Raw genomic sequence first — 25,689 nt, forward strand, 5'->3', positions numbered from 1 at the left:
TCAGCATCGTTTGATATGCTATAATGATACAAATTTACTAATTGGCTTTACTCAATTAAAGAAAAATGAGTAAGGAAAGGAAAACAAGTGTATGGAGTATACAGCTATTGATTTAAAACAGAAATTAGCTCTTTTTAATGAACATTGGTCGCCAAAGGTCATCGCAGAAATGAATGATTATCAATTTAAATTAGTGAAAATCTTGGATCGTTTTGTGTGGCATCAACATGAGGACACAGATGAAGTATTTTTAGTTTTGGATGGAGAGATGACTATTGAATTTCGAGATGGAAAAGTTGAATTAGCGCAAGGACAAATGTTTGTTATTCCAAAAGGAGTGGAACATCGACCTTTCTCAGAAAAGGAATGTCAAATTTTACTGATCGAGCCAAAAGGTGTGGTCAACACTGGCGATAACAGTAGCGAGCTGACAGCAGAAAATGATGTTTGGATTTAACTTACTTTTGCTTATAAAAAGGACGAAGAATGAAACAGAGCCGTTGCTGCGTTGTTTCATTCTTCGTTCTTTTCTATTCGGAGCCTAACATTTGTTTCTATAAATCAGCTGGGTCTTGTTCCTGCCATTCCTTTGAATAAAAGGCTGGATTCAGCTGATAATTTGGTGTAGTTACTTTCTTGTCTTCAAGAAATGGTCGAATCCGCTGATCTGCTGCTAACCAGCCGCGCCAGCCTAAATGAATCGTATCCGCCATGAAATATTGTGTGTCGCATTCCTTTGAAAAATCAGCAATATTCGTAAATCCCTGACTTTCCAGCTGATATTTCACTTTCTTAGAAAAACCCTGCAGCATTTCCTGAGACAAACCAGTAAAGTCTGTCCAGCGTTTGTTGACTGGCGGAATAATGAATAAAACCTCTGCATTGTCTTGCGACAATTGACTCAAAGCTAACTGTAAGTCTGAATATTCCGGTGAGGAAAGGTAGTTCCAATTCTTTTGAGAATTTTCTAAATGATTTAATTTCTTCTTCACGCGCTTTGTATAAAAAGGATTAGCAATTTCAAACGGGTTATTACTTGTTGCTTTTCGTCCGATCGTAATCGCTAGATCATCAAGTGTCTGTTCATCATAGACATTAGGCAGATGTTTCTCTGCTTTTTCGATGGCTTGATTTTTGCTGACCATTCCAATTTTACTAAACAATTCATCTTCTCTTGAGAACATATTCAGCATCAATTCAATATATTGTTTATCAGAAGTATCCGGCAACTCTCCTGCTCGAATATCGGACAATGCGCTTGTTAAGCGTTTATCATCTCTTACCTTGGGGAAATCTAATAAACGCTCCGCAAAATATTTATCATCTTCTGTAACTGTCTTTAAATCACGCACCCACTGATACGTCTGTAGTTCTGAATAATAGGCATTGAAATAGTCATTCGTCACTCCTTGCTCAACGAACCATTGAGGAGAAAGGATAAAAACTACCTTTTTATACGAAAGATTTTTTCCCATCGACTGCATCATCATGGCTTGTGTCAATGACTGCGTACCTGGCGCTCCCAATAAAAACGGCCGATAATTTCGGTCATATTTTTCCGCCAATACAGAAGGATGAAACGGACTGATCCGGCTCAGTTCAGAAGAACCGAAAAATGGGACGTACTCCTTTGAGCCAATCGCTTTATTTTTGATTGCATCTCCTTTTAAAACATTCGTCGCCATCGATGTAGATGCATCAGCTAAAACATGCTTGCTATCTAGATCTATTTTGAACGGTGCAAAGAAAAATACAGCCAAAAGAACCGCGGAAACCAGGATCGGCCCAATGATTCCCCAAATCTTTTTTTTCATTGTCATTACTGTAATGCTTTCACTTGTTCAATGACTTTATTAGGTGTGTTCCACAATTCGCGGTCAAATTCTGAAACAGGGACTTGTACACCTAATTGTCCTTCGATTTCGACTAACAATTGAACCGTTGCTAATGAATCCATCAGTCCTTCGTCGAATAAATTTACCTCTTTATCTTCTTTTACCTCATCCGTACCTGTGATTTCTTCTAAAATATCTAAAACTGTTTCTTCTACATTCATGATCCATTCTCCTTTAACTCATATTTTATTTGAAAAATAACGTATCCAAAAATCCTGAAAAAATCAGGAAACTGAAACATACTGCATTAAATGTTAAAAATACTGCCAATGCGTGCGTAAATTTATTGGACGGGATGCTGTCTTTGTGTTTTTTCTTAAAACGCAGCCAAGCATCCGTCACACAAATCAATGTTGCATGATATATACCATAAGCTAAATAATACCAAGTCAGTCCGTGCCAAACGCCCATCAGTAAAAACAAAGCGAAGTATCCGACATTAGAAGCAACGATCCGACTCTTAAACACTTTCTTTTTTATCAGTGTGAACATCAAGCGCATATAAATATAATCACGGAACCAAAAAGATAAAGTCATATGCCAACGATTCCAAAATTCTTTGATATTCCAGCTCAAGAAAGGTTTATTAAAATTGACTGGCGTATCGTAGCCCATCAAATAACTTGTCCCGACTGCAAACAGGCTATAACCAGCAAAATCAAAAAATAGATACATACTATAAATATACATGTACGCAACCAATGCCCAGGAGAAGCCGCCATTTTTTTCAGCTATCTTAGCTGCGACAGGCATCAAAACCTGACCAAAATAATACCCAATAATAAATTTGTATAAAAAGCCTAGGAAGAAATTATGGATTCCTTTTCCTAAAAAATCAACATATTTTTCAGGCGCTGGCGGATTTTCGACATCTTTCTCAAAACGGCGATACCTGTCAATTGGGCCGGAAGATATCGTTGGGAAGAACAAAAGGAATTGGATGTATCGAAACACATTGTACTCCTTGATCGAACCATCCCGCATTTCCATGATGATTTGAACAGATTTAAATGTCAAATAAGAAATTCCCAAAAAGCCCAACAATGAGGCATGACCTGATACAAACGGCACTACTTTAACAAGTACTAATGGCAAGATGGCCAGAAAAACAGCTAAATAGAAAGCCCATGCGGCGTTTTGTTTTTGTCGATAGTGAAAATAGAACCAAACCAAAATCGTTTGCCAAATCACATAACCGATCAAGGCAACGCCTTGCTTCCAATCCTCTCCGCCAAAGCTCATATACAAGAAAAATAGTGTAACGAGCACTTGATACCATGACCAGCGCTTTCCTTTGATCAATAAGGTCAAAATCATTGGCAACAGTGCGACTAGCAAATAAATAAAATAGAGCGGATTCGCGTAGGGAATCATATGCGGAAAGCCCATCATGTTACATTCACCTCATTCATCAATCCCTTACGATCGATCTTTCCATTGGGAGTCAGCGGCAACTGCTCCACGTAAACAAATTTTTGTGGAATCATATAATCCATGACCGTTTGACCTAGTTCTTCTTTGATTGCTTTTGTTAATTTGAATTCTTTTTCAAATTCATTTGGATGAGCAACGACAAACGCAACTAACTGCTGGACTTTATGTTCATGATATTTTGGTACGACTGCAGCTTGTTTTACGTAGGAAACGTTAGCCAGATGGTGATCGATATCTTCAAGCTCAATGCGGTAACCGTGCATTTTTATCTGAAAATCGATTCGTCCGTCATAGATCAGCATGCTTTCTTCCAGCTTTCCAGCGTCGCCTGTACGATATGCTGGCTGGCCTTGATACTCAAAAAAGGCTGCTTCTGTTTTTTCTTTGTTGTTCATATATCCTTTAGAAACACTTGGTCCTGCAATGATGATTTCTCCTACTTCGCCCTCTGGCAGTTCAGTATTTTCATCCATAATGTATACGTGTGTGTCTTCTTTTACATATCCGATCGGTATTCGATCATACTTTTCTAACAATTCTGGTGTAATCTCAACTCCGGAAATAGCCACAGTTGCTTCCGTTGGCCCATAGGTATTAAAAATATGAGCATCTGGAAAACGCTCCAGTAATTTTTGCGCAGTTGCTTTCGGTAACTCTTCTCCGCAGAATAAGAAAATTTTCAGACTCTTTACATTTTTTTGTTCAAAATTTGGTTCCATCAAACAGATATCCATGAATGAAGGAGTCGAAACCCAAACCTCTATCTCTAAAGTCGGAAGAACCTTGAACAGCTGTTTAAAATCGGTGATGATTTCTTTCTTCATTGGCGTCAAAGAGCCTCCTGAAACTAATGCAGGATAGAGATCCATTACCGACAAATCAAAGGAATATGGTGCTTGCGATAAAAAGCGCATCCCTTCAGAGATGCCAAAATCTGCCAGCTCCCAGTTTACAAAACTCAATAAGTTGGTGTGACTGATTTGAACCCCTTTAGGAACACCTGTCGTTCCAGAGGTAAAAATAATATAGTAGGTCTGTGATCCTTCAACTGGTCGAAGCGTGTCTGCTGAAGTAGAAATCGTATGCTCTTCCTTCACTTTTTCTAAAGAAATAATTTCAGCTTGGGTCGCGATGTCCGGCCAGTCTGCTATAGAGAAGATCAACGCTGGCTCCGCAACATCTAAAATCATTTCGATCCTTTCAGCCGGTGTATGAGCTTCGATCGGGATATAGGCATGACCAGCTTTAGAGGCGCCAAGAAAGCAGGCTAACATATCAAATTCTAGTTCCCCATAAACAACAACAGGACGAGAGCGTTCTATGTTTTGCTGTAAATATCCAGCAACAGCATCGGAGTCTCTTTTTAATTCTCCGTAAGTATATGTTTGATCAGCTTCAATATACACAGGTCGATTTGGCTCATTTATTCCCCAACGATCGACTGCTTCAATAATATCAGTAATCATGTTGAAGTCTCTCCTTTCTAAAACTCATTATAAATAAATGATCCACCATCAATATTTTTATAATGATACAAGTAAATCAGCATCAATAGTATGCCAAAATAAAAAATTGTTTTTCCGATAAATTTGCTCCAATATTGAACATTGGTCCTATTCAAAAATTCTTTCAATTTTTAGCCCTCCTAAACAGTCACCTATCACCTTTTTTGTAAGGTAATTGTAATAAAGTAAAATGAAAAAAGAAATCCAATTTGCTAACAAATAACTGTTTTTTACTAACAGTTTTGTCACTTCCATAAAAAAAGGGTGGACAAAAGTCATAAGCTTTGCTCCACCCTTGATTGAGTATTTGGAAACGTTAGAAATTTATTTTTTTAGCATCATTATTTTTTTAAGAAATCATTAAGGTTATTCGAATTTTCTTAGTTATATTAAACACATTTACCTATTATATACTTGAATGCCTAGAAAATGAAGCACAGTTTCATTTTATTATCCATTTTTAACCTTCTTCTACATTCATTTATTTAATCTTTCTCAAGTACGATTCGAATATAAATCGCTGAAGTTAAAAAATAATACGCTAAATATATTAAAATCAACAGACCACAAGATAAATAAGCTAACCAATAGCCTGAACTGGTAACTATTTTACTAAAAACATAAATAGCAAAGCTCGCATGGAGAACACCAATGATCATTGGTGGAAAAAAGATGATGCTATTTTGTTGATAGACAAGTTTTCGAATCTCTTTTTCAGAAATTCCGATTTTCTTTAATAGCTCATAGCGCTCCTTTTCTCTTTCAGCTTCCGAAAACTGATGCAGCATCAGAATACTCCCTGTAATGATCAATGCTAAGATTCCCAGAAACATAGCAACATAGATAAACAAGCCCATCTCTCTTCTTTTGTATCTCAAATCAGAAAAACGACTGGTATAATTTAATTGCCAATACTCTTGCTCGTCTGAATCAGATTGATCTTGTCTTTCCTTTTTTTCTGGATGCTGACTTGTTTTTGAAGTGTAGCCTTCAATTTTCTGATTTTTCCACTGATAATTATAATAAACAGGTGCGATCCATTTTGGTTTTATTTCTTCAGCTATTTTATCTGAGAGAGCCTCTTCATCTTTCGACTCTACATTTATCGCATATAATGAGTAGCTGATCCCTGTATTGATTTTGTTGAACTCTTCGTCTGAGACGATCACCGTTGGAAAACTATAACGAAGCAGATCCTGACCTAAATAATCCGGTCGAACATCGGCGATCTGAAATCTGGCATTTTCGGAAAAAATAAAGTCAGAATCATAACGGATAACGCCAGCTAATGTGTTTTGAATACTATCCAAAACAACTAGATCGGTCGGATGTTCCAAGTCGATATTCTTTAAGTAATGGTTATATTTTTGAAATTCACGGTAATTTGAAAGAGCCATTATATTGACTGGGCTTAAATTACTTTGACTCGCATCTTGACCAATCTTAAGACTATATCGGCTGCCGGTCAGCTTATAATTCAATTCTACTTGCGATTTTATTGAGGTATTTGGCTCATTTTCGATTGCCCCCACTATTTTATCAAGATCATCCTTCGCTACGATATAGTCATTTGGAGCAACAATATTCACAGAATTCATGCCAATCGTATAAACAGAGGCTGAGCCTCCGATCATACCCAATGCAATGGCAATAAAAATCGTGACCGCAAAAAGTGTACTGCCCACTCTTGTCATATGAAGTTTTGTATTTCCAATAGTAACCATATTCAAATTTCGATAATAAGCTGAGCGATTTTTTGTAAATAAATAAACCACTAGATGCATCGTATATTTAAAAAATAGAAAAGTACCAATACAGCAAATTGCTAAAATAACTAGAGGAGCAATAAAAAAACCGCTAAATCCCAGTGAAGTTTTCATCAAAAGTGCAATGAACCGCACAATATTATAGGATAAAAAATACCCCAAAAGAATCAAGAACGCACCGAAAACACCAAGCCCCGCTTTAAATCTGGATAAACGACTAGAAGTAGCTAGTCGTTTATTTTCAGGTGTCAGTAAATTGGTCACCTGATACAGATAAATCAGCCAAGTACTTCGAATCGATACCGCCAGTAACATAAAAACGAATACAACGCTCGTTTGAATCATCGAAGGAATCGAGATAGAAAACAAGCTTTCTACCTGTATAAACATCGCTTTGGCAAGAATCATCGAAAAGAGCTTCGAAAAAATCACACCTAAAAACAAGCCCGTGATCAAGGAAATAGCGCCTAAAAATAATGTTTCAATAAAAAACAATAAGGATATCTGCGCCTTTTTCATTCCAACTAGCTGATACAGCCCAATCTCTTTTCGACGTTTCAATAAGAAGAAATGATTTGCTGCAAACATAAAACCTAAAATCATGATGACAATCAAAACACCACCTAGATTCATTGCACCATCTATATGGATTTCCTGCCCTAGCCGATTCGTCAATGAACGATTGTATGTAATCGCGCTAAAACAATAATAAACAACTACCGCAAACGTCATACTGACAAAATAAACTAAATAATTCAAAAATTGCCCTTTAAAATTTTTCCAGGATAAGTTAAAAATCATTGGCACGACCACCTCCGCCAATCGTGGCCTGCATATCGATCACTCGATTGAAAAATTCCTTTCTCGATCCTTGGCGTACGACTTCTGAAAAAATCACCCCATCTTTGATAAATAAAATACGATTACAGTAACTTGCCGTATAAGGATCATGCGTCACCATCATGATCGTTGCATCATCTTCAACATTCATATTCGTCATATATTGGAGCAGCTCCGCAGCCGACTTAGAATCTAGTGCGCCGGTAGGTTCATCCGCAAAAATCAATTTGGGCTCTGTGATCAATGCTCTAGCTGCAGCAACTCGCTGCTTTTGACCTACCGAAATCGTATTAGGATATTCTTCCAATAATTGCTCAATTCCCAAAATAGTGGCCACATGGTTCAAACGCTGCTCCATCTTTTCAAGCGGTATTCGATCGATCGCTAACGGCAATAAAATGTTGTCTTTCACATTCAACGTATCCAGCAAATTGAAATCCTGAAAAATAAACCCTAATTCTTTGCGGCGAAAATCGCTGATTTGATTATTTCGCATTTTTAAAATATCCTGACCATCGATCTGAACTGTGCCAGTCGTCGGCAAAGCGATAGTCGAAATCGCATTCAGCAATGTTGACTTCCCCGCTCCGCTTGGTCCCATGATCCCAACAAATTCGCCTTGTTCTACAGAAAAGGAAATATTGTTTAGGACCTGAACCTTATTATTTCGATAGCCATAAGATTTACTTAGATGATTCACTTCTAAAATTTTTTTCATCTGATTCGCTCCAGTTTATTCATTGTCCTTATTCTACCAATTTTTTGAACTGGTGAACATCGATTCCTCTTACAATTAAGTAATGATAATAAAATGTTTAGGAAGTATTTATTTTTCCTGACAAAAAGTTGTGACACTTTCCACAAACCTTTTAGGCAGTCGTTTTCATACTTTTTTCATTTTTAATAAACACTATATATAGTTGTTCACGTGATAAAAAATAAAAAATAGCCACTATATATAGTTGAAACTTTCAATAATTTGATTTATGATAGGAAAGGAATAAATCTATGAGGAGATGGGTTATAAATGATGGAGATTAAGCAAGCTAAAAATGACGTGGGTGCTACTGATTTACCTTTGCATACGATGAAAATTATCAAAAGAGATGGACGTCTAGTTGATTTTAATGACCAGAAAATTTATGATGCTTTGATCAAAGCTGAACAAAAAATTCGTGGTTCATTAGACCCCCTTGCTCATGAGCGCATTCAGGAAATCGTGGAACGAATCGATCAAGAAATTGCGGAACGTTTTGCAGATAATGTCAAAATCTATGAAATTCAAAATATCGTAGAACATATTTTACTTGCTAAAAATGAGTACGAGCTTGCAGAAGAATATATCAATTACCGTACACGCCGTGATTTTGAACGCAGCAAATCAACAGATATCAATTTTACGATCGGTAAATTGATCAATAAGGATCAAACGGTCGTCAACGAAAATGCAAATAAAGACAGCGATGTATTCAATACACAGCGTGATTTAACTGCAGGGATCGTTGGGAAATCGATTGGATTGAAGATGCTTCCTCCACATGTGGCAAATGCCCATCAAAAAGGAGATATCCACTATCATGATTTAGATTATCATCCATATACCCCAATGACAAACTGTTGCCTGATCGACTTTAAGGGCATGTTGAATAACGGCTTTAAAATTGGTAATGCAGAGGTTGAATCGCCTAAATCGATCCAAACAGCGACTGCTCAAATTTCTCAAATCATCGCTAATGTAGCTTCAAGTCAATATGGCGGCTGCTCAGCTGACCGTGTAGATGAACTGCTTGCTCCTTTTGCAAAATTAAATTATGAAAAACATTTGGCAGATGCGAAAGAATGGATCGACGGCACTGAACGCCAAGAAGAATTTGCCAAAGCTAAAACGCAAAAAGATATCTACGATGCGATGCAAAGTTTAGAATATGAGATCAATACACTGTTTACGTCAAACGGACAAACTCCTTTTACTTCTTTGGGCTTTGGTTTGGGATTAAACTGGTTTGAACGTGAAATTCAAAAAGCGATCTTACAAATCAGGATCAATGGATTAGGTAGTGAAAAACGAACAGCGATCTTTCCTAAGTTGATTTTTACATTGAAACGCGGTGTCAATCTAAATGAAACTGATCCAAACTATGATGTAAAACAATTAGCGCTAGAATGTGCAACGAAACGGATGTATCCAGATGTTTTAAGTTACGATAAAATCGTTGAATTGACTGGCAGCTTCAAAGTCCCTATGGGTTGTCGTTCTTTCCTACAGGGCTGGAAGGATGAACATGGAGAAGAAATCAATGTCGGTCGTATGAACCTTGGGGTAGTTACGTTGAATCTACCAAGAATCGCAATGGAAGCAAACGGCGACTTAAATAAATTCTGGACACTTTTAGAAGAACGTTTAGGTATCATGAAAGACGCTTTAGTCTATCGTGTGGAACGCTGTAAAGAAGCGATCCCAGCCAATGCACCGATCCTTTATATGTATGGCGCTTTTGGGAAACGTTTATCTAGAAAAGAATCAGTCAATGAATTATTCAAAAACAAGCGCGCAACCATTTCATTAGGTTACATTGGTTTGTATGAAGTCGCTGCTGCCTTTTATGGTGGCGATTGGGAAAACGATCCTGAGGCAAAAGATTTCACGCTTGCAATCTTGAAAGATCTAAAAGCCCATGCCGATCAATGGGGCAATGATTATGGTTATCATTTCAGTGTCTATTCTACGCCTAGTGAAAGTCTGACTGACCGTTTCTGCCGCTTGGATGCTGAAAAATTTGGAGTAGTAGAGAATATCACCGATAAAGAGTATTACACAAATAGCTTCCATTATGATGTACGTAAAAATCCAACGCCATTTGAAAAACTAGATTTTGAAAAAGACTATCCTCAATATTGTTCTGGTGGTTTCATTCATTATTGTGAGTATCCTGTCTTACAACAAAATCCTAAAGCTTTAGAATCAGTTTGGGATTATGCTTATGACCGAGTTGGTTATCTCGGAACAAATACACCGATCGACCATTGTTATGAATGCGGCTTTGAGGGAGATTTCAATCCAACTGAACGAGGTTTTGAATGTCCACAATGCGGCAATCATGATCCAAAATCTTGTGATGTTGTAAAACGGACTTGCGGCTATCTTGGTAATCCACAAGCAAGACCGATGGTTCATGGACGACACAAAGAAATCTCTTCACGAGTGAAGCATATGAAATAAACCATTCAGCTAAGCAACTGGAAAAATAGTCTCACCTTTTCAGTTGTTTAGCTATTTATTGTACTTCTTATTCATAATCGTCATTTAGATGAACTACTATGGAAATGTTGTTTACTTTTATTTGAAAGAAGGAACTGTCATGAGAAATCCTAAACCTCAAGAGTGGCTGGCAGATGAGCTTAGTCAAAACTATGTTGCTGATTACAAGGCATTCAATTTCGTTGATGGCGAAGGAGTTCGAAATAGCTTATACGTCAGTGGCTGTTTATTCGCTTGTGAAGGATGCTTTAATCAAGCCGTGCAGAGTTTCCGGTATGGAAAGCCTTTTACAAAAGAGTTAGAGGATAAAATTATTGAAGATCTCTCTCTCGATTACGTTCAGGGATTGACTTTATTAGGTGGGGAACCTTTTTTAAATACACAGGTTTGCTTAACTGTTGTCGATCGTGTTCATAAAGAATTTGGTTTAGCTAAAGATATTTGGTCCTGGTCCGGCTATACCTTTGAAGAACTGCTGCTGGAATCTCCTGATAAATTAGAGTTACTGAGCAAAATCGATATTTTAGTTGATGGACGCTTTGAGCTATCAAAAAAGAATTTGAACTTACAATTCCGAGGAAGCAGTAACCAGCGAATCATCGATGTAAAAAAATCCTTAGCTTGCGGTCAAGCGGTCATTTGGGATAAATGCCATGATGGAGAACAGGCGTATGAGCAAATCAAAAAATCTGAATTGATATAATTCACTCTAGCTAAAAAAGTGCGGAACAAAACTAAAAATCGGTTTTGTTTCGCACTTTAAAACATAATAATCGACGCCAAAAGTCAGATTCTTTGGCGATTTTCCAAAGGGACTGGGTTGTAACTCGTGGAGTTATACCCCAGTCCCTTTGAAATTGAACACTTCTATCCCAGCCTTCATCTCGTTTAATGATTTTCCTTAAAGAAAGTAAGGATCTCAGCCCGCATTTTACTATGCTCAACAATCGGTTTCGGGTAGTCTTTCCCGATGAAAACATTGAGTGATTCTTGTAATTCTTTCGGCATTTTACTCGGTTCATGAATAAATTTATTAGGAACTTTGTTCAATTCTGGTAGATATTTACGGATAAACTCTCCTTTAGAGTCAAATTTTTCACTCTGAGTCGTTGGATTGAAAATCCTAAAATATGGAACCGCATCTGTCCCAGTTGAAGCGGCCCACTGCCAACCGCCAATATTGCTGGCTGCGTCATAATCGATCAATTGTTTTTGAAAATATTGCTCTCCTAGCCGCCAGTCGATCAATAAATCTTTCGTTAAGAATGATGCCACGATCATCCTCAAACGATTGTGCATCCAGCCAGTTTGATTCAATTGGCGCATAGCTGCATCTACGATCGGATAACCTGTTTCACCTTTTCGCCAACGCTCAAACAGCTGCTTATTGTACTGCCATTGGAGCTGACGATACTGTTCCTTGATTTCTTGTTTCTTTTGATCAGGGTTCACAAAATAAATCATATTATAAAAATCTCTCCAGCAAAGTTCAGAAATAAATGCTTGCCGACCATCAGAATCCGGTTCAGCAATAACTGCCTGCCAAACTTTTCGAATAGATAATTCTCCTGTTCTTAAAAATCGTGAGAGCTTACTTGTCTGATCTATAAATGGATAATCTCTATTTTTTTCATATGCATGTAATTCATTTTTGATGAATGCTTTTAAAACTTTTTCTGCATTGGCTTCACCACAATCATAAGTAAAGGGTAAATCTATCTTTTCTACTATTTCATTAAATCTATTTTCGCCCTCAAGAAATAACGAATGGGATAATTTTGAAAACGTACGATCGATTGTCGATACCTTTTCATACGCTTTTTTTGGTTGATTTTGCCAGTTTCGATAATAAGGTGTAAAGACTTTATACTTTTCTCCCGTAGGCTTTTTGATTTCCTCAACACCATGCAGGTGGCTATCCTGATAAGCATGAACTTGGATCTTCTGCTTTTTAAAGAAGTCCGTCATTTTTTGATCCCGCTTTCGACCAAAGCCTCGCTCATCTTTATTAAAAAAAATAGTTTGCCAATCATGAAAAGCATTCTTCAACTCTGAAAAATTCTCTTCTGGATCACCATATAAAAAATGAAGCGGTATTTCTTTTGTTTTAAGCTGCTCACGAAATGCTTTTACACTAGAAAAAAATGCATCATGATTATAGCTATTCGGGATAAACTGTGCTGGATTCAATTGAAAAATACAAATAAGCTCTTCAGTTGCAGCTGTTTGTTCTAACAGTTGGATAAACGCTGTATTGTCATCTAAGCGCAGGTCTTTTCTAAACCACATGATTGTTTTACTCATCTTTTTCCCCTACCTTTATTCTTGAGTGTAGCATAAAAAGAAGAGTAAAACGAAAGCTTCGCTTTATTCTTCTTTCTTTTCCCATAAAGGTAAAATAATATTTTCATATGCCATAGGATCTAGATTGGTTAGTGTGATACCCAATAATCGAATCCCTTGTTCTAAGCCTAAAATTTCTTCCCATATCAAATTCGCTTGATAAAATAGTTCTTCTTTTGTTGAAATATACTCAGGTAATGTTTGCCTTCTCGTCACGGTTGTATAATCAGTATAACGAACTTTTAGAACGACCGTTTTCCCATGCTTTTGAACATGCTCCAAGGACGCTTCCACCCGTTCTGCCAACTGCCTCAATTGAGCTGTCACTTGCGCCTGTGTGGTCAATGGCGTGCCATACGTATGCTCTTTGCCAACTGATTTACGGTCTCTCGTCACGTTGACAGGTGAATCATGGATCCCACGAACTTTTCGATAGAGTGAATACCCCATTTTACCAAACTTGCTGATCAGTTCCATCTCATCTTTTTCGTATAAGTCTGCTCCAGTAAAAATACCTAATTCATGCATTTTCGGTACTGTCTTTTTGCCAACACCATGAAATTTTTCAATAGGCAGTGCTTTTAAAAAAGCTTCTGCATCATCCGGCATCACAACAGTCAAGCCTTTTGGTTTTTGAAAATCTGAAGCTAGTTTTGCTAAGAATTTATTGTAACTGACACCTGCCGAACAAGTTAAATGCAGCTCATTCCAAATATCAAACTGTATTAGTTTCGCGATCTTGATCGCTGATTTACTATTGATTTTATTGACGGTGACATCAAGATAAGCCTCATCGATCGAAACAGGTTCAATGACATCCGTATATCTCCGGAAAATTGCACGAATCTGCTGAGAAATTTCCGAATATTTTTGATGATCACCTGCTTTAAAAATAGCCTGCGGGCAAAGTTCAAAAGCTTTTTGTGCACTCATCGCTGAATGGATACCAAATTTTCTTGCTTCATAATTGGCTGTTGTCACTACACCTTTTCCCCCTGTATCACTGGGATGACGGGCAATCACGAGAGGATGACCAACTAATTCAGGATGATCACGCTCTTCAACTGAAGCGAAAAAAGCATCCATGTCGATATGGATAATCTTACGTGATGTATCTTTTCGTAAAGGGAAACGCAATTCACTGATCATCAGTCTATCCTCCTTTGGTCAAATTCACTCAAGCCATCATCAAATCAATTTAAGATAGATTCCCTGCTCACTATCCGAACGCAGCTGCTCTACCTTGCTCCTTGCTTTTTCAGATACAGTTGATGCTGGAACTAATTGCTTGTCTCTTATAAGAACAGGGTCTACGATTCGTGTCTTCTTTTTTTGATAGATATCATAATTATCTTCTTTCTTACAAACAACATAAGAAGCTGGTGCTTCCATTCGCTTTATCAAGAACTGAATCACTTCAGAGTCTATCCTTCTGATTTTTTCGATAAATGCCGTGTCTGTCACCATCAAGTCCATCATCGTTATCATATCCTCGGCTAAACCGATACGAATGATCTGAGCCATCCATTCATAACTGCAAATATTCCGAGGATCATAGAAAAAGTCGATCACAACTTTATGGTATTGATCGATAAACCAAACAGCCCAGTCGATCGATCGTAAGGTGATTTGCCCGTCATCGATCTGAATATCTTCGATGAATTGTTTTATTTCATAAAGAGGAACATCAAAATAGCGGTGTACCTCCCTAAGTGTATAGTCTATTCGATCACAACACAGCTTTGGTGCTTCTTGCTCTAGTAGTGTCCATTTTTGATCGTCAAATAAAATCTCTTCATAATCAAAACCATATGCCTGCAATAACTTAGGTAATTCTGAATGTTCCACCAAATCTGCTTTGATTTTTTCATGATAATCATCTGATTCATTTTCCAAAGCAAGATCGATCACATGAGAAAAAGCTGTATGCGAAACATCATGAAGTAATCCTGCTATCTGTTCTTCCAACGTACCGCCTAATTTTCTGATCAATAGCATTACACCGACAGAATGTTCATAACGTGTCTCATTCCACAATGGATTTTGTAAATAGGCTGGGCCAGCCATATGTACATCTTTTAACCGTTGAACCTCATTAGACAAAATCAGCTGTTCTAGAACTTCTTCTACTTCAAAATATCCATACAAAACGTCTCCGATTCTCATGAATTATCTCCTGTCTACATTTTCATTTATGTCTTCATTATATACGAACGTTTGTTCATTTACAATCAAAATCGACTGCTTAAATAAGTGGCAAAAAAAGAGTGCGAACAAAACTAAAAATCAGTTTTGTTTCGCACTCTAAATCTTAATAAACGTGGAAACAGAAGCAACTACTACGCTTCGCTTCGATCACATCAAATTCTAAGTGCTAAAGCACTAAGATTTGAAGGCTTCGGAAATAAGCTGAAATTCACAAAAATTTGAAGAGCAATTTTCGTGAATTCTCTCTTATTTCTCGGAGCTTGACGCTTCTGTCCCATCCTCTTTTTAAACTATATTGCTTCTTTTCCTCGTTCACCTGTTCTGATCCGAATAGCTTCTTCTATTGGAGAGATAAAAATTTTACCATCCCCAACTTCTCCTGTCTGACAAATAGTCAAGATCAACTGAATGATGTCTTCTACTTTTTCATCGAAGACAACAAAGCTAACATTTATTTTAGGTAAAAGAGTTGTAATGATTTCTTGTCCGCGTACATACTCTTTTAATCCTTTTTGATTGCCGCATCCCAATACTTGTGTGACAGTCATTCCTGTCGTATCCAACTTCTGATCTAATGCAAGTTTCAATTCTTCTAACTTTTCTTGCTGAATGATGGCTTCCACTTTTTTCATTTCTTTTCCTCCTATGAATCTAATCCCATAAACGTAGGATATGCTGTTTCATCATGCTCGATCCGGTCTAATCCCAATGCCTCTTCTTTAGCTGAAACACGAATCGGCATAAACAGCTGAATTCCTTTGATGATCAAAAAGCTGGCTGCTCCTGCAAATATCAGCGTGAAGACGATACTAGCAATCTGTGCCATAAATAATTCTGTTCCGCCATAAAGCAAGCCTGTTTTGCCTCCGATCGCCGGATCAGCAAAAATTCCTGTCATGATCCCGCCAAATACACCACCAACACCATGACAGCCAAAAGCATCCAACGCATCATCATACCCAATTTTATGTTTGACAAAAGAAATGAAAAAATAGCAAAATGGACTAACTAATGCGCCCAATACAAAAGAGCTCCAAAGAGAAACAAATCCAGCTCCTGGTGTGATCGCAACTAAACCAACGACTGCTCCTGTACAAGCACCAACAACTGTTGGCTTACCAATTTTCCACTTCTCTAAAAGCATCCATGACAGCATCCCGCTTGCCGCCGCAGTATTTGTTGTCAACATCGCATGAATAGCTAAACTATCAGCTGCTAAAGCAGAACCCGCATTGAATCCGAACCAGCCAAACCAAAGTAAGCCGGCTCCTAAAACAACGAAAGGAATATTGTGCGGTCTATATTCCGTTTGATGATATTCACGACGCTGCCCTAGAACCATTGCTAAAACTAAACCAGAGATCCCCGAGCTGATATGAACTACATTTCCACCAGCAAAGTCGATCGATCCGATTTTATCTAAAAATCCTCCGCCCCAAACCATGTGAGCCATCGGATAATAAACGACAAGCGACCAAATCCCAATAAATAAAAAAATTGCTGAAAAACGCATTCGACCAACGACCGCTCCAGTAATAATTGCTGTTGTGATCAGAGCAAACATCATTTGAAAACCAGCGAATAATGCCTCCGGAATCTTTTCTCCTTCTGTCAGCGATACATGGTTAAAGAATAGCTTATCAAGATTCCCAATAAAATCATTTGAGCCGCTAAAAGATAAAGAATAGCCGATCATCACCCATAATACTGAAGCCAGTCCCATTACACAGATGACCATCATCATCGTATTCAAAATATTCTTGCGCCGTTCCAAACCTCCGTAGAAAAAAGCCAACGCAGGCGTCATCAAAAAAACCATACCCGAACATATCAAAATAAACGCAATATTTCCTGCCTCCATATTAAACCCCTCCATCAATAAATTAAGCCAACCTTCATTTAGCTTTATCGGTATTTTAGCATCCTTGTTTTCATTTTCCTATGAAAATATCTTGAAAATAAAAAATAATTTGATTTTTCTGACAATTCACGTGATGAAAAATGACATCTATACCAATAGAGCGATTTCACCAAAAATAAGGACTGAAATGACAATGATTTCAGTCCTTGTTTTTTATGTGCCGAGATATTTTATTTCTCTAATTAATTGATGATACCGATATCTTGTCTTAAACTAGCGTTTCCTGAAGTTCCTTCTATATAGTATTCACCAATGATATTCTTGTCTGCTAATGCTGTTGGTTTATCTACAGTCATTGCTGTCGTGCTCGTTAGGTTTTCAGGGATTCCTAGATAAAGAGATTGATCATAAGGTAAGTTGATCAATTTGTATTCACTGATGCTAGCTGGTGTTTTCACAGTGCTCAAAACATTTCCTTTAGCATCATAAATAGTTAGATCGATCGATTGAAGTCTTTCTAGTAGATCTTTTTTACCATTTTTATTCTTATCATTAAATGCATATCCTGATAAGGTTGCATATTTTTTGATGCCAAAGAAAAACTGATTTGTACGTTTGAATTTCAGACCTGTCAAATCATAGCTATTTCCGAAATGATCTACTTTGACAAAGCGCATCGCAGGAATCTTATTAAGTAGCGTTTCAATTGCTCGTAACTGATTGGTCGTTTTCGTGATCACGGCAGCATTATCTTCTCCAATGATCTCATTATAGTTGATTTTATCCACTTCATCAGCTATTTTTGGTAAGATCGATGCTAACAGATGGATATATTCATTATCTGAATTTGTATCGATATCACCTGCCGCGATCAGTTCCGGATCATTCAAGATCGCCTCGATATCCCCACCTTGTATAATGGCCAGCAATGCATTGATCTTGGTGATGTTACCAACCATCGAGGTCAAAGTCAGATCGAATGGAGAGCGAATAATAATATATAACTCTGAAGTGACATCCGGCATATTTATGAGCTGACCATTTTTTGTCGTTCTAAAATAAATCGCATCTGAGATGTCGAGATTGCCTCCTAGAGCACCCGAAAGCAATTTGGATACATCCAAACCATCAAGTTCTTTATTCTTGATAACTTCAGAAAAACGACGAACATTCAAAATGATCATTGTTTTACCATCCATAATTGCTTCTTCTGGATCCATTAACCCGTTCCAGTTTTTATCTTCAAAAGGTAAAATTTCTAAATTGGTCACACGCTTTTGCGGAAGGTCGATTGTATATAATAATTTAGAACGATTTGTTGCATCGATTTTAGCGATACCACTGCTTTGAATACCAGCATCATCTAATGCATTTTGAGCAAAGTTGACCGGACGATAAGCCTTGTCAAAGTCGTAACGGATATAATAATTTCCTCGTTTTAGTTTACTAAAGCTAAACATACCTACTGCATTCGTATTAGTCGCACTAATGACATTTTGATCTTGTTGTGCATCTACCAATGAATGATACAAACGAACCTGTTGTTTTGGAACTGTGATCTCAAAATTTTTCAGCTCCATCACACCATTTTCATTGATATCTTGATAAACAGAACCTGTAATTGTATTGACTGGTAAATCAAGTTGAGCCGCTTCTGTTGTTTCCCCAAACACAACAATGCCCAAAATCATTAGAATTAAAGTAACTATTCTTTTCTTGTCCATCCTTCTTCTCCTTTGTTATTCTCAGCACATTTATCAAGTTTTTTATTCTTTAAATAAAAAATGTAAAACTTAATACCCTATTTTACAATAAAGAAAAAGACGTATTGTATCATATTTTTTTCAGAAATGATAAATTTAAGAGAAAAAAATGGAACAAAAATCAAAAAAATGATCGTCGTTCCATTTCATAAATTATAGAAAAAGAAGAGAAAAGACATGCTACTAATTAAACTCTTCTAAATTTTAGTTAATATGATATTCCTTATAGACCTCTTGCTTTTTCAAGTTTCTTTGTTTCGCAACTTCTTTGATCGCTTCTTTTGAAGAAAGTCCTTCATCGATCAAAAGTTCGATATGTTCTTTGATTGATAAATGAAGCTCTTCTTGGTCAAGTGTTTCTCCAGAAAACCCTTCTACTAATAGACAGCATTCTCCTTTTAAGGTGTGATCAGCCAAATAATCTCTTAATTCAGCTAAAGTTCCTCGTAGATATTCTTCATGAAGCTTTGTCAATTCACGGCAAATCACAGCCTTCCGTTCCTCTCCAAAAACTTCTGCAACATGCTTCACTGTGGTTGCGATTCGATGAGGAGATTCGTAAAATATCTGTGTTGGACGATCCTGCTTCAGCTGCTCTAAACACTCGAGCTGTTCTTTTTTCTTTCTAGGCAAAAAACCATAAAAAGTGAAGGGTTGTGGAGATAATCCTGATGCGATCAGCGCTGTGATGCCAGCTGTTGGACCAGGGAGTGCAATGACTTTAATGTCATTTTCAATACAAGCAGTCACTAATTCATGACCCGGATCACTGATGGATGGCATCCCTGCATCGCTCACTTGTGCGATCATTTCCCCAGAAGCTAAACGTTCAATGAATTGCGGAATTCGTTCTTTATAATTATGTTCATGAAAACTGATCTGAGGAGTAGAAATCTCAAAATGATTCAATAACTTCTGTGTATTTCTGGTATCCTCACTCGCAATGATCGTCGCTTCTTTCATAATATTGATACACCGAACACTCATATCTTCTAAATTTCCAATAGGGGTCGGCACTAAGTAAAGCTGCCCCTGATTAGCTGAATCAAAACTTTTTTGCTTTTGCATACATTCTCCTTTTACACAAAAAAGGTGGGACAAATGTTTCACTCCCAGCCTCTTCAAAGTCTAAAAGTGCAAAACAAATGTACATAACCACTGTCCTACACTTTCCATGTCAACTCTTTATTTGTATCGTTCACCATAAATAACATCTAAACAAAAAGCACACTCTTCATCGTTTTCACGACGAGAACCATATAAGATATTACACACATGAAACCCTTCTTCATAAAGCTTTTCTAAATTCATACGGGATTTAGATAGCTCTTGTTTTGCTGGATCAGTAAGATCATCAGTATTTTCTGAAAGCTTCGTGACTTCCTGTAAATGCTCACGTAATCGCTGATTCTCTATCTCAAGCGTTGTATTTTTTTCGACTAGCTCATGAAGTGCTTCTTTGATTTCGGATAATTGTCCCAAAGTTCCCTGTAAATCTGTTTCAAGAGAACTCAGTCCATCGTATAAAGAACGCTTATCCATTCTGATCACCTTTTTCAGCTTGTGCTTTTTCTGTTGCTTCTTTGATTTCTTCATAGTCGTATTCGACGGCCGTTTCACGTCCGACTAAACGAACTTTGATAATTCTACTTAAAAGATTCAAACCAACTACTCGGCCTTTGCCATCTGGTGTCATGACATCTTTTCCATAGTCAGGTAATTCCTTTTTCGCTGCTTCATATTCATCATTTTCGTATTTCAAGCAGCACATCAAGCGCCCGCATAAGCCAGAAATTTTTACAGGATTTAAAGATAGTCCTTGATCTTTTGCCATTTTTATCGAAACAGGCATAAAATCACCTAAAAAAGTTGAACAGCACAATTGTCTGCCGCATGGACCGATTCCACCTAAAATTTTCGCTTCATCCCTAACACCGATCTGACGCAATTCGATCCTTGTACGGAAAATTGCAGCTAAATCTTTGACTAGTTCACGAAAATCGATTCGTCCATCTGCAGTAAAATAGAAAATCATTTTGCTACGGTCAAATGTATACTCGACACGAATCAATTTCATCTCTAATTCATGCGCACGAATCTTCTCTTTCGCCACACTTAGTGCCGCTTGTGCATCATCCACATTTTTTTGTTCTTTTTCTAAATCAGTTTCTGATGCTTTATTTAAAATAGGCTTCAATTCTTCCGGCAAATCTTCCGGATCGACCGTTTTTTTAGGTATCGCAACTGTGGCCAGCTGTTTAGACTGCTGTGATTCCACAAGAACTTTATCATTGTAAAAATACTCTGATTTTCCAGGAGCAAAATAATAGATGTGACCAGCTTCACGGAAACGAACTCCTACTACTTCTACCATTTTCTTCCTCCTATTTATGTTTTAGGGTGGATCATTCGAATCACTAATTGCTCACAAACACTTTGCCAACTGACATTTGCTTCCCATTTTTGGCGTGCTTTTAAAATCAGCTCGATCCGTTGTGCCTGTTGTTCGATCACACGCTTGAGCTGTTCCTTAGAAACACTGTCAGTGAGTTGTTTGCGGTAAAAAGCAAGTAGTAAATCAAAACTCAATGCTTGCTGTTCTTTTTCTTTAAAGACTTTGACCATCTTTTTTTGAACATATACAAAGGCCTGCAGATCATCTTTGATCAAGTAATCAAACCATTGCTGCATAATTTCCCTAGCTTCATTAAACCATTCATCCTTGGATAATTCAACTGCTTTGTCAAAACTATTTGTGAGTTCTGCTAAAAGAGCTGCACTATTTTTACTGATACCTGTTTCTGTCAATGTATGAATCAATTTTTCTTTTACAAGCGGTTGAAAATGCAGTACCTGACAACGGGATTGAATGGTTGGCAAAATTTTTGCTAATGAAGTTGTTTCTAAAATCGCCAATATTTTCCCTTCCGGCTCTTCCAAAAATTTTAACAAACTATTCGCTGCGCCAATACTCATCTTATCTGCCTGCTCGATCAAAAAAACCTTTTGCGCTGTTTCCACACCGCTTTTACTGAACTCTGCTTTTAATGCTCTGATCTGATCGACCTTGATCGTTTGACCTTCAGGAGCTACACGCAACACATCAGGATGTTCATTGTCATTGATCCTCAAACAATTATTGCATTGATTACATGGAGTACTATCTATTAAATTGGTACAAAAAACATGCTTAGCCATCCACAACCCGAATTCTTTTTTACCAGTTCCTGTATCCCCTTCAAAAAGATAAGCATGGGCAAGACGACCATGCTCAAAGCTTTTTTGAAGTTGTTGGTAAAGCAACGGCTGCTGCTCACTTAAATATTGTGCTTCGTTCATCTTAATATTGGTGGAATCCTTCTACTGGGAGTACAAAGACTGTTGCTCCTCCAACCTCGACCTCTACAGGATAAGGTACTTGACCATCCATCGTAATATCTAATGTCACTGGTGTTGACACATATTGTTTACGAGACTGGCAGGTTTGTTTGATCAACTCTAATGCTTCTTCTACACGCTCATCATCGATACCAACGATAAATGTGCTATTTCCAGCTTTCAAAAAGCCCCCGGTCGACGACAACTTCGTTGCACGAATATTCGCATCGATAAACTCATTGGCTAAACGGTTACTGTCTTTGTCTTGGACGATCGCTAAAATAATTTTCATAGTCAAACACCTTCCTAAATTCTAAAATATTCTGGGTAACGAGTTACAATTGCTTGAAAAGTCGCTTCGACAACATTTTCTAAGCTCATTCTAGCATCGATCTTGATGATTCGCTGCGGATTTTCTTCAACTAACTTCAAGTATTCATGACGCACACGCTGATGAAATTCCAATCCCTCAGAATCTAATCGATCGATCTGCTGTTGACGGTTATTCCTGATTCGGTTCAAACCTGTATCAGAATCGACATCCAAATAAATCGTAAAATCAGGAACTGTTCCTTCGATCGCAAACTCATTGATCGAGGCAATAGCTTCAACGCCGATACGGCGGCCAGCTCCTTGATAGGCTAATGAACTGTCTACAAACCTGTCACATAAAACGATCTTGCCAGCTTCAAGCGCAGGTAACACTTTCTCCATCAGATGCTGACGTCTAGCTGCTGCGTAAAGCAACGCTTCTGTTCGTTCATCCATCTCTTGATTTTTTGGATCTAAAATGATTTTGCGGATCTTCTCAGCTATAGGAATACCGCCTGGTTCTCTTGTTTTGATGATGCTTTTTTCTGCTGCCAAATCCAATCTTGGATATAATTCATTCAAGACACTTGTTTTTCCAGCGCCATCTGGTCCTTCGATCGTTATAAAAATACCTTGCACTTTACTAATCCCCTAACTTACTTTGATTCCTTCTACCTATTATACTTTATCTATCACAATCAGTCTAATTGAATTGTCCGAGATGAATAGACTTTCATTTATTTACTTTCATGATACACTGATGCTATAAAGAAAAAGGAGTGAATCCATTGGAACATTTATTCTCTGATGTAGATGCTTATTTTAGTGAAAAATTGGTAGGAAGCGACCCACTTTTTGACAAACTCCTACAAAATAACGAAAAGCACGGATTACCGCCGCACGATGTCTCTCCCAGTCAAGGAAAATTTCTCTATCTTCTTGCAAAAATCAAAGGAGCTAAACGGATTCTAGAGATCGGCACCCTAGGCGGTTACAGTACCTTATGGTTTGCTAAGGCTCTTGAACCTGATGGGGAAATAATTTCTCTTGAGTTTGATCCCAAACACGCGGCTATTGCCAAAGAAAATTTAATGATGGCAAATGTTTCTGAGCAGGTAACGATTCTGATCGGCGCAGCTGCAGAAAATCTCGATCACTTAGCGGCCTCTGAAACTGTTCCATTTGACTTGATCTTTATCGATGCGGATAAAGAAAACAACTCTGTCTACTTAGAATATGCACTGAAATTAGCCAAACCAGGAACAATCATCATTGGCGATAATGTCGTACGTGATGGTGCTGTTCTAGACGCAAATAGCATAGATGGCCGAGTGATTGGTGTACGCTCATTCATCGATGATCTTGCTGCTCATCCTAAATTGAGCTCAACAGCTATAGAAACCGTTGGTGTTAAAGGATATGATGGTTTCACGATCAGTATTGTTGAATTTTGATAGTCGTTCTCTAAGAAAAACCGAATAAAAATTATTTACTCATTAAAATTATGTCTAAAGCAACCTTTTAATAAAAAACTCCAGACTCAAATCACACGGATTTGTATCTGGAGTTTCAGTTTTGAATTCTGTTATATTTTTTCTAAAATATTTTTATTAATCACAGTTTACTTTCTGTTTCTGGATTTTTTACTAAATTAGCGCCCCACATACCCGCAAAAGAAGTAATAACCATTCCAAGGACCATAGCTATAAAACTCCAAACAGAAGCTTTTGCCACCGTATTTGAAGCATCTTCTGCTTTTTCTCTCGCTTCTTTGATCGTTTCATCCAAATCATCCTTAGCTTTTTCAAGATTAGTTTGGGCTGTTTCAATTTGTTTTTGTGCTTCGTCAGAGGCTTTTTGTAATTCATTATAAATGTTCTCTGTTGCTTGATCAGCTTCTTCTTTTGAAAGTTCCGTATTTGCTGAGACAGCATTTGCAATCGCTTCACGATCAACAGAATCACCTATATTTTTTGCTCTTTCTTTTAAAGAGTTCCCAGTATCTTTAAAGATTTTATCAGCATTTTCTGGATCTTTTACTAATTCTTTGCCTGCATCCGTAATTTCATTAGTTGCTTCTTTCATTTGATCTTCTAAATAATTTGGTTGTAGTTCAGGGACATCAGTATCGGACAATACTTTTTTTACTTGAGATTGAAGTTCATCTGTATTCACTGACTGAACATTCTCTGTAACTTTATCGAAAGATTTACCAATTGTATCTGCAGTCCCAGACGCTGCTGTCTGTATGCCACTTCCTGTTGCTGAGATGATATCGCCAAATAAAGATCCTACTGCTGAAAAAGCTCCAATTGCTGTATACGAAAGAATAGCTACTAAAACTAAAACACTCGTTGCCCAAGTTAGAAAACCATGGAGTAACCCTATTCTTCGCGCTGCTACCCCGGCAATAAAGCCGCTACAAAATAAAGCCAAAATAAACGTTACAACTGTCCAAATTGTCAATCCAGTACCAACACCATCCAATGGATTATCAGAGGTTGGTTTAACTATACCAAAACCAATTGCTGAACCAATCAAACTTAATGTAATAAAGATTGCAAAGAATGAAACTAAGCCAGCTACGATTGCTCCCCACGAAATATTCACACCCGCGCCTTCATCAGGTGCCAAATAAGATACAAATCCTCTTTTTCTTGTGTTCTTTTCCATAATTTCCATCCTTTCATAAAATATTCAAACCATTTGTACAATTATTACTATAAAGGCTAAAATTATTTGGTACAAATGATACGATTATCTATAAGAGAATACTCATAAAAACAGAAAAGAGCTATATTTTTTTTCGCTTGAATTCACCTTTCCACGTTAAAATGTGTAAGTTTAAAAAGCTATGTATCAGATTTTATTCGTTTTATTGAATCGGAAAATTGAAATTCAACCCGAAATATTGCGCAACAATCACCAATTCTTTCATCTAAACTGTACTAATGACCTTTATCTATTATCCAAATCCCATTTATTATTTTACTCTCAGTAAAAAAAGCCATAATAACTTGTGACATTTAACTAATTATACTTTATAAATATTAATGGTTTGTGTCCACATTGGACTTCTGCGATAACATTATCATCTGACATAAAAAAAAAGCCACACAATGGCG

Annotated in this window: 24 protein-coding genes; 4 read left to right on the forward strand and 20 right to left on the reverse strand. The window is 37.4% G+C overall.

All coding sequences use genetic code 11. The annotated features are described in order from the left end of the window. Positions 1-91 precede the first annotated feature (91 nt). Positions 92-457 carry a cupin domain-containing protein gene (locus H3T55_RS02305; protein ID WP_225532874.1) on the forward strand — a complete coding sequence of 122 codons (366 nt, stop codon included), beginning with the start codon at positions 92-94 and terminating at the stop codon, positions 455-457. Between the two features lie 97 nt (positions 458-554). Here the strand turns inward: H3T55_RS02305 and dltD are convergent, their stop codons facing one another. From dltD to H3T55_RS02340, 7 genes are all read right to left on the reverse strand, one after another. Then, positions 555-1,820: a D-alanyl-lipoteichoic acid biosynthesis protein DltD gene (gene dltD / locus H3T55_RS02310; protein ID WP_225532873.1), complete on the reverse strand. Its 1,266-nt coding sequence runs from the start codon at positions 1,818-1,820 to the stop codon at positions 555-557. Beyond that, the gene (gene dltC / locus H3T55_RS02315; protein WP_087639402.1) at positions 1,820-2,056 is read right to left on the reverse strand and encodes a D-alanine--poly(phosphoribitol) ligase subunit DltC; all 237 of its coding nucleotides are present in this window, start codon (positions 2,054-2,056) and stop codon (positions 1,820-1,822) included. Before dltC ends, dltD begins: the two co-directional genes overlap by 1 nt. 25 nt (positions 2,057-2,081) lie before the next feature. Further along, positions 2,082-3,287: a D-alanyl-lipoteichoic acid biosynthesis protein DltB gene (dltB, locus tag H3T55_RS02320; protein WP_225532872.1), complete on the reverse strand. Its 1,206-nt coding sequence runs from the start codon at positions 3,285-3,287 to the stop codon at positions 2,082-2,084. After that, complete coding sequence (gene dltA / locus H3T55_RS02325; protein WP_225532871.1) at positions 3,284-4,795, reverse strand: D-alanine--poly(phosphoribitol) ligase subunit DltA; 1,512 nt, start codon at positions 4,793-4,795, stop codon at positions 3,284-3,286. Before dltA ends, dltB begins: the two co-directional genes overlap by 4 nt. Positions 4,796-4,812: 17 nt before the next feature. Further along, the gene (locus H3T55_RS02330) at positions 4,813-4,962 is read right to left on the reverse strand and encodes a teichoic acid D-Ala incorporation-associated protein DltX (RefSeq protein WP_225532870.1); all 150 of its coding nucleotides are present in this window, start codon (positions 4,960-4,962) and stop codon (positions 4,813-4,815) included. 357 nt (positions 4,963-5,319) lie between these two features. After that, complete coding sequence (locus tag H3T55_RS02335; RefSeq protein ID WP_225532869.1) at positions 5,320-7,401, reverse strand: ABC transporter permease; 2,082 nt, start codon at positions 7,399-7,401, stop codon at positions 5,320-5,322. After that, complete coding sequence (locus H3T55_RS02340) at positions 7,391-8,158, reverse strand: ABC transporter ATP-binding protein (protein WP_225532868.1); 768 nt, start codon at positions 8,156-8,158, stop codon at positions 7,391-7,393. Before H3T55_RS02340 ends, H3T55_RS02335 begins: the two co-directional genes overlap by 11 nt. Positions 8,159-8,467: 309 nt before the next feature. On the opposite strand from H3T55_RS02340, the gene nrdD reads away from it, so the two are divergent. Then, on the forward strand, positions 8,468-10,660 hold the full coding sequence (gene nrdD, locus H3T55_RS02345) for an anaerobic ribonucleoside-triphosphate reductase (protein WP_087639397.1): 2,193 nt from the start codon (positions 8,468-8,470) through the stop codon (positions 10,658-10,660). A 139-nt stretch (positions 10,661-10,799) separates the two neighbouring features. Beyond that, positions 10,800-11,402 (forward strand): anaerobic ribonucleoside-triphosphate reductase activating protein, encoded by a 603-nt coding sequence (gene nrdG, locus H3T55_RS02350; RefSeq protein WP_225532867.1) that lies wholly within the window; start codon positions 10,800-10,802, stop codon positions 11,400-11,402. Between the two features lie 185 nt (positions 11,403-11,587). On the opposite strand, the gene H3T55_RS02355 is transcribed toward nrdG, so the two are convergent. The 12 genes from H3T55_RS02355 to tmk form a co-directional block, all read right to left on the reverse strand. Next, a complete protein-coding gene (locus tag H3T55_RS02355; protein ID WP_225532866.1) occupies positions 11,588-13,003 on the reverse strand; it encodes a cryptochrome/photolyase family protein in 1,416 nt (471 codons plus the stop codon). 63 nt (positions 13,004-13,066) lie between these two features. Beyond that, complete coding sequence (gene dinB, locus H3T55_RS02360) at positions 13,067-14,191, reverse strand: DNA polymerase IV (RefSeq protein WP_087639390.1); 1,125 nt, start codon at positions 14,189-14,191, stop codon at positions 13,067-13,069. 39 nt (positions 14,192-14,230) lie between these two features. Further along, positions 14,231-15,208 carry an HD domain-containing protein gene (locus tag H3T55_RS02365; protein WP_225532865.1) on the reverse strand — a complete coding sequence of 326 codons (978 nt, stop codon included), beginning with the start codon at positions 15,206-15,208 and terminating at the stop codon, positions 14,231-14,233. 332 nt (positions 15,209-15,540) lie between these two features. After that, the gene (locus H3T55_RS02370) at positions 15,541-15,882 is read right to left on the reverse strand and encodes a P-II family nitrogen regulator (protein WP_225532864.1); all 342 of its coding nucleotides are present in this window, start codon (positions 15,880-15,882) and stop codon (positions 15,541-15,543) included. A gap of 11 nt (positions 15,883-15,893) precedes the next feature. Beyond that, positions 15,894-17,111 (reverse strand): ammonium transporter, encoded by a 1,218-nt coding sequence (locus H3T55_RS02375; RefSeq protein WP_225532863.1) that lies wholly within the window; start codon positions 17,109-17,111, stop codon positions 15,894-15,896. A 242-nt stretch (positions 17,112-17,353) separates the two neighbouring features. Next, positions 17,354-18,835: an SdrD B-like domain-containing protein gene (locus tag H3T55_RS02380; protein WP_225532862.1), complete on the reverse strand. Its 1,482-nt coding sequence runs from the start codon at positions 18,833-18,835 to the stop codon at positions 17,354-17,356. Between the two features lie 243 nt (positions 18,836-19,078). Then, entirely contained in the window at positions 19,079-19,942 is an 864-nt protein-coding gene (gene rsmI / locus H3T55_RS02385; RefSeq protein WP_225532861.1) for a 16S rRNA (cytidine(1402)-2'-O)-methyltransferase, read from the reverse strand. Positions 19,943-20,059: 117 nt separating this feature from the next. Then, a complete protein-coding gene (locus tag H3T55_RS02390; protein ID WP_087639381.1) occupies positions 20,060-20,416 on the reverse strand; it encodes a DNA replication initiation control protein YabA in 357 nt (118 codons plus the stop codon). Next, complete coding sequence (locus H3T55_RS02395; protein ID WP_087639380.1) at positions 20,409-21,248, reverse strand: stage 0 sporulation family protein; 840 nt, start codon at positions 21,246-21,248, stop codon at positions 20,409-20,411. The genes H3T55_RS02390 and H3T55_RS02395 overlap by 8 nt, the downstream gene beginning before the upstream one ends. A 14-nt stretch (positions 21,249-21,262) precedes the next feature. Continuing rightward, on the reverse strand, positions 21,263-22,213 hold the full coding sequence (gene holB / locus H3T55_RS02400; RefSeq protein ID WP_225532860.1) for a DNA polymerase III subunit delta': 951 nt from the start codon (positions 22,211-22,213) through the stop codon (positions 21,263-21,265). A gap of 1 nt (position 22,214) precedes the next feature. Continuing rightward, positions 22,215-22,544 carry a cyclic-di-AMP receptor gene (locus H3T55_RS02405; protein ID WP_069662228.1) on the reverse strand — a complete coding sequence of 110 codons (330 nt, stop codon included), beginning with the start codon at positions 22,542-22,544 and terminating at the stop codon, positions 22,215-22,217. Between the two features lie 14 nt (positions 22,545-22,558). Then, complete coding sequence (tmk, locus tag H3T55_RS02410; RefSeq protein ID WP_225532859.1) at positions 22,559-23,203, reverse strand: dTMP kinase; 645 nt, start codon at positions 23,201-23,203, stop codon at positions 22,559-22,561. Positions 23,204-23,352: 149 nt separating this feature from the next. Here tmk and H3T55_RS02415 point away from each other — a divergent pair, with 149 nt between their 5' ends. Further along, entirely contained in the window at positions 23,353-24,018 is a 666-nt protein-coding gene (locus H3T55_RS02415) for an O-methyltransferase (protein ID WP_225532858.1), read from the forward strand. Positions 24,019-24,178: 160 nt separating this feature from the next. On the opposite strand, the gene H3T55_RS02420 is transcribed toward H3T55_RS02415, so the two are convergent. Further along, the gene (locus H3T55_RS02420) at positions 24,179-25,237 is read right to left on the reverse strand and encodes a hypothetical protein (protein ID WP_225532857.1); all 1,059 of its coding nucleotides are present in this window, start codon (positions 25,235-25,237) and stop codon (positions 24,179-24,181) included. Positions 25,238-25,689 lie beyond the last annotated feature (452 nt).

This window comes from Enterococcus sp. S22(2020) (assembly GCF_020295385.1).
In the GTDB taxonomy this organism is placed as follows: domain Bacteria; phylum Bacillota; class Bacilli; order Lactobacillales; family Enterococcaceae; genus Enterococcus_L; species Enterococcus_L dunnyi.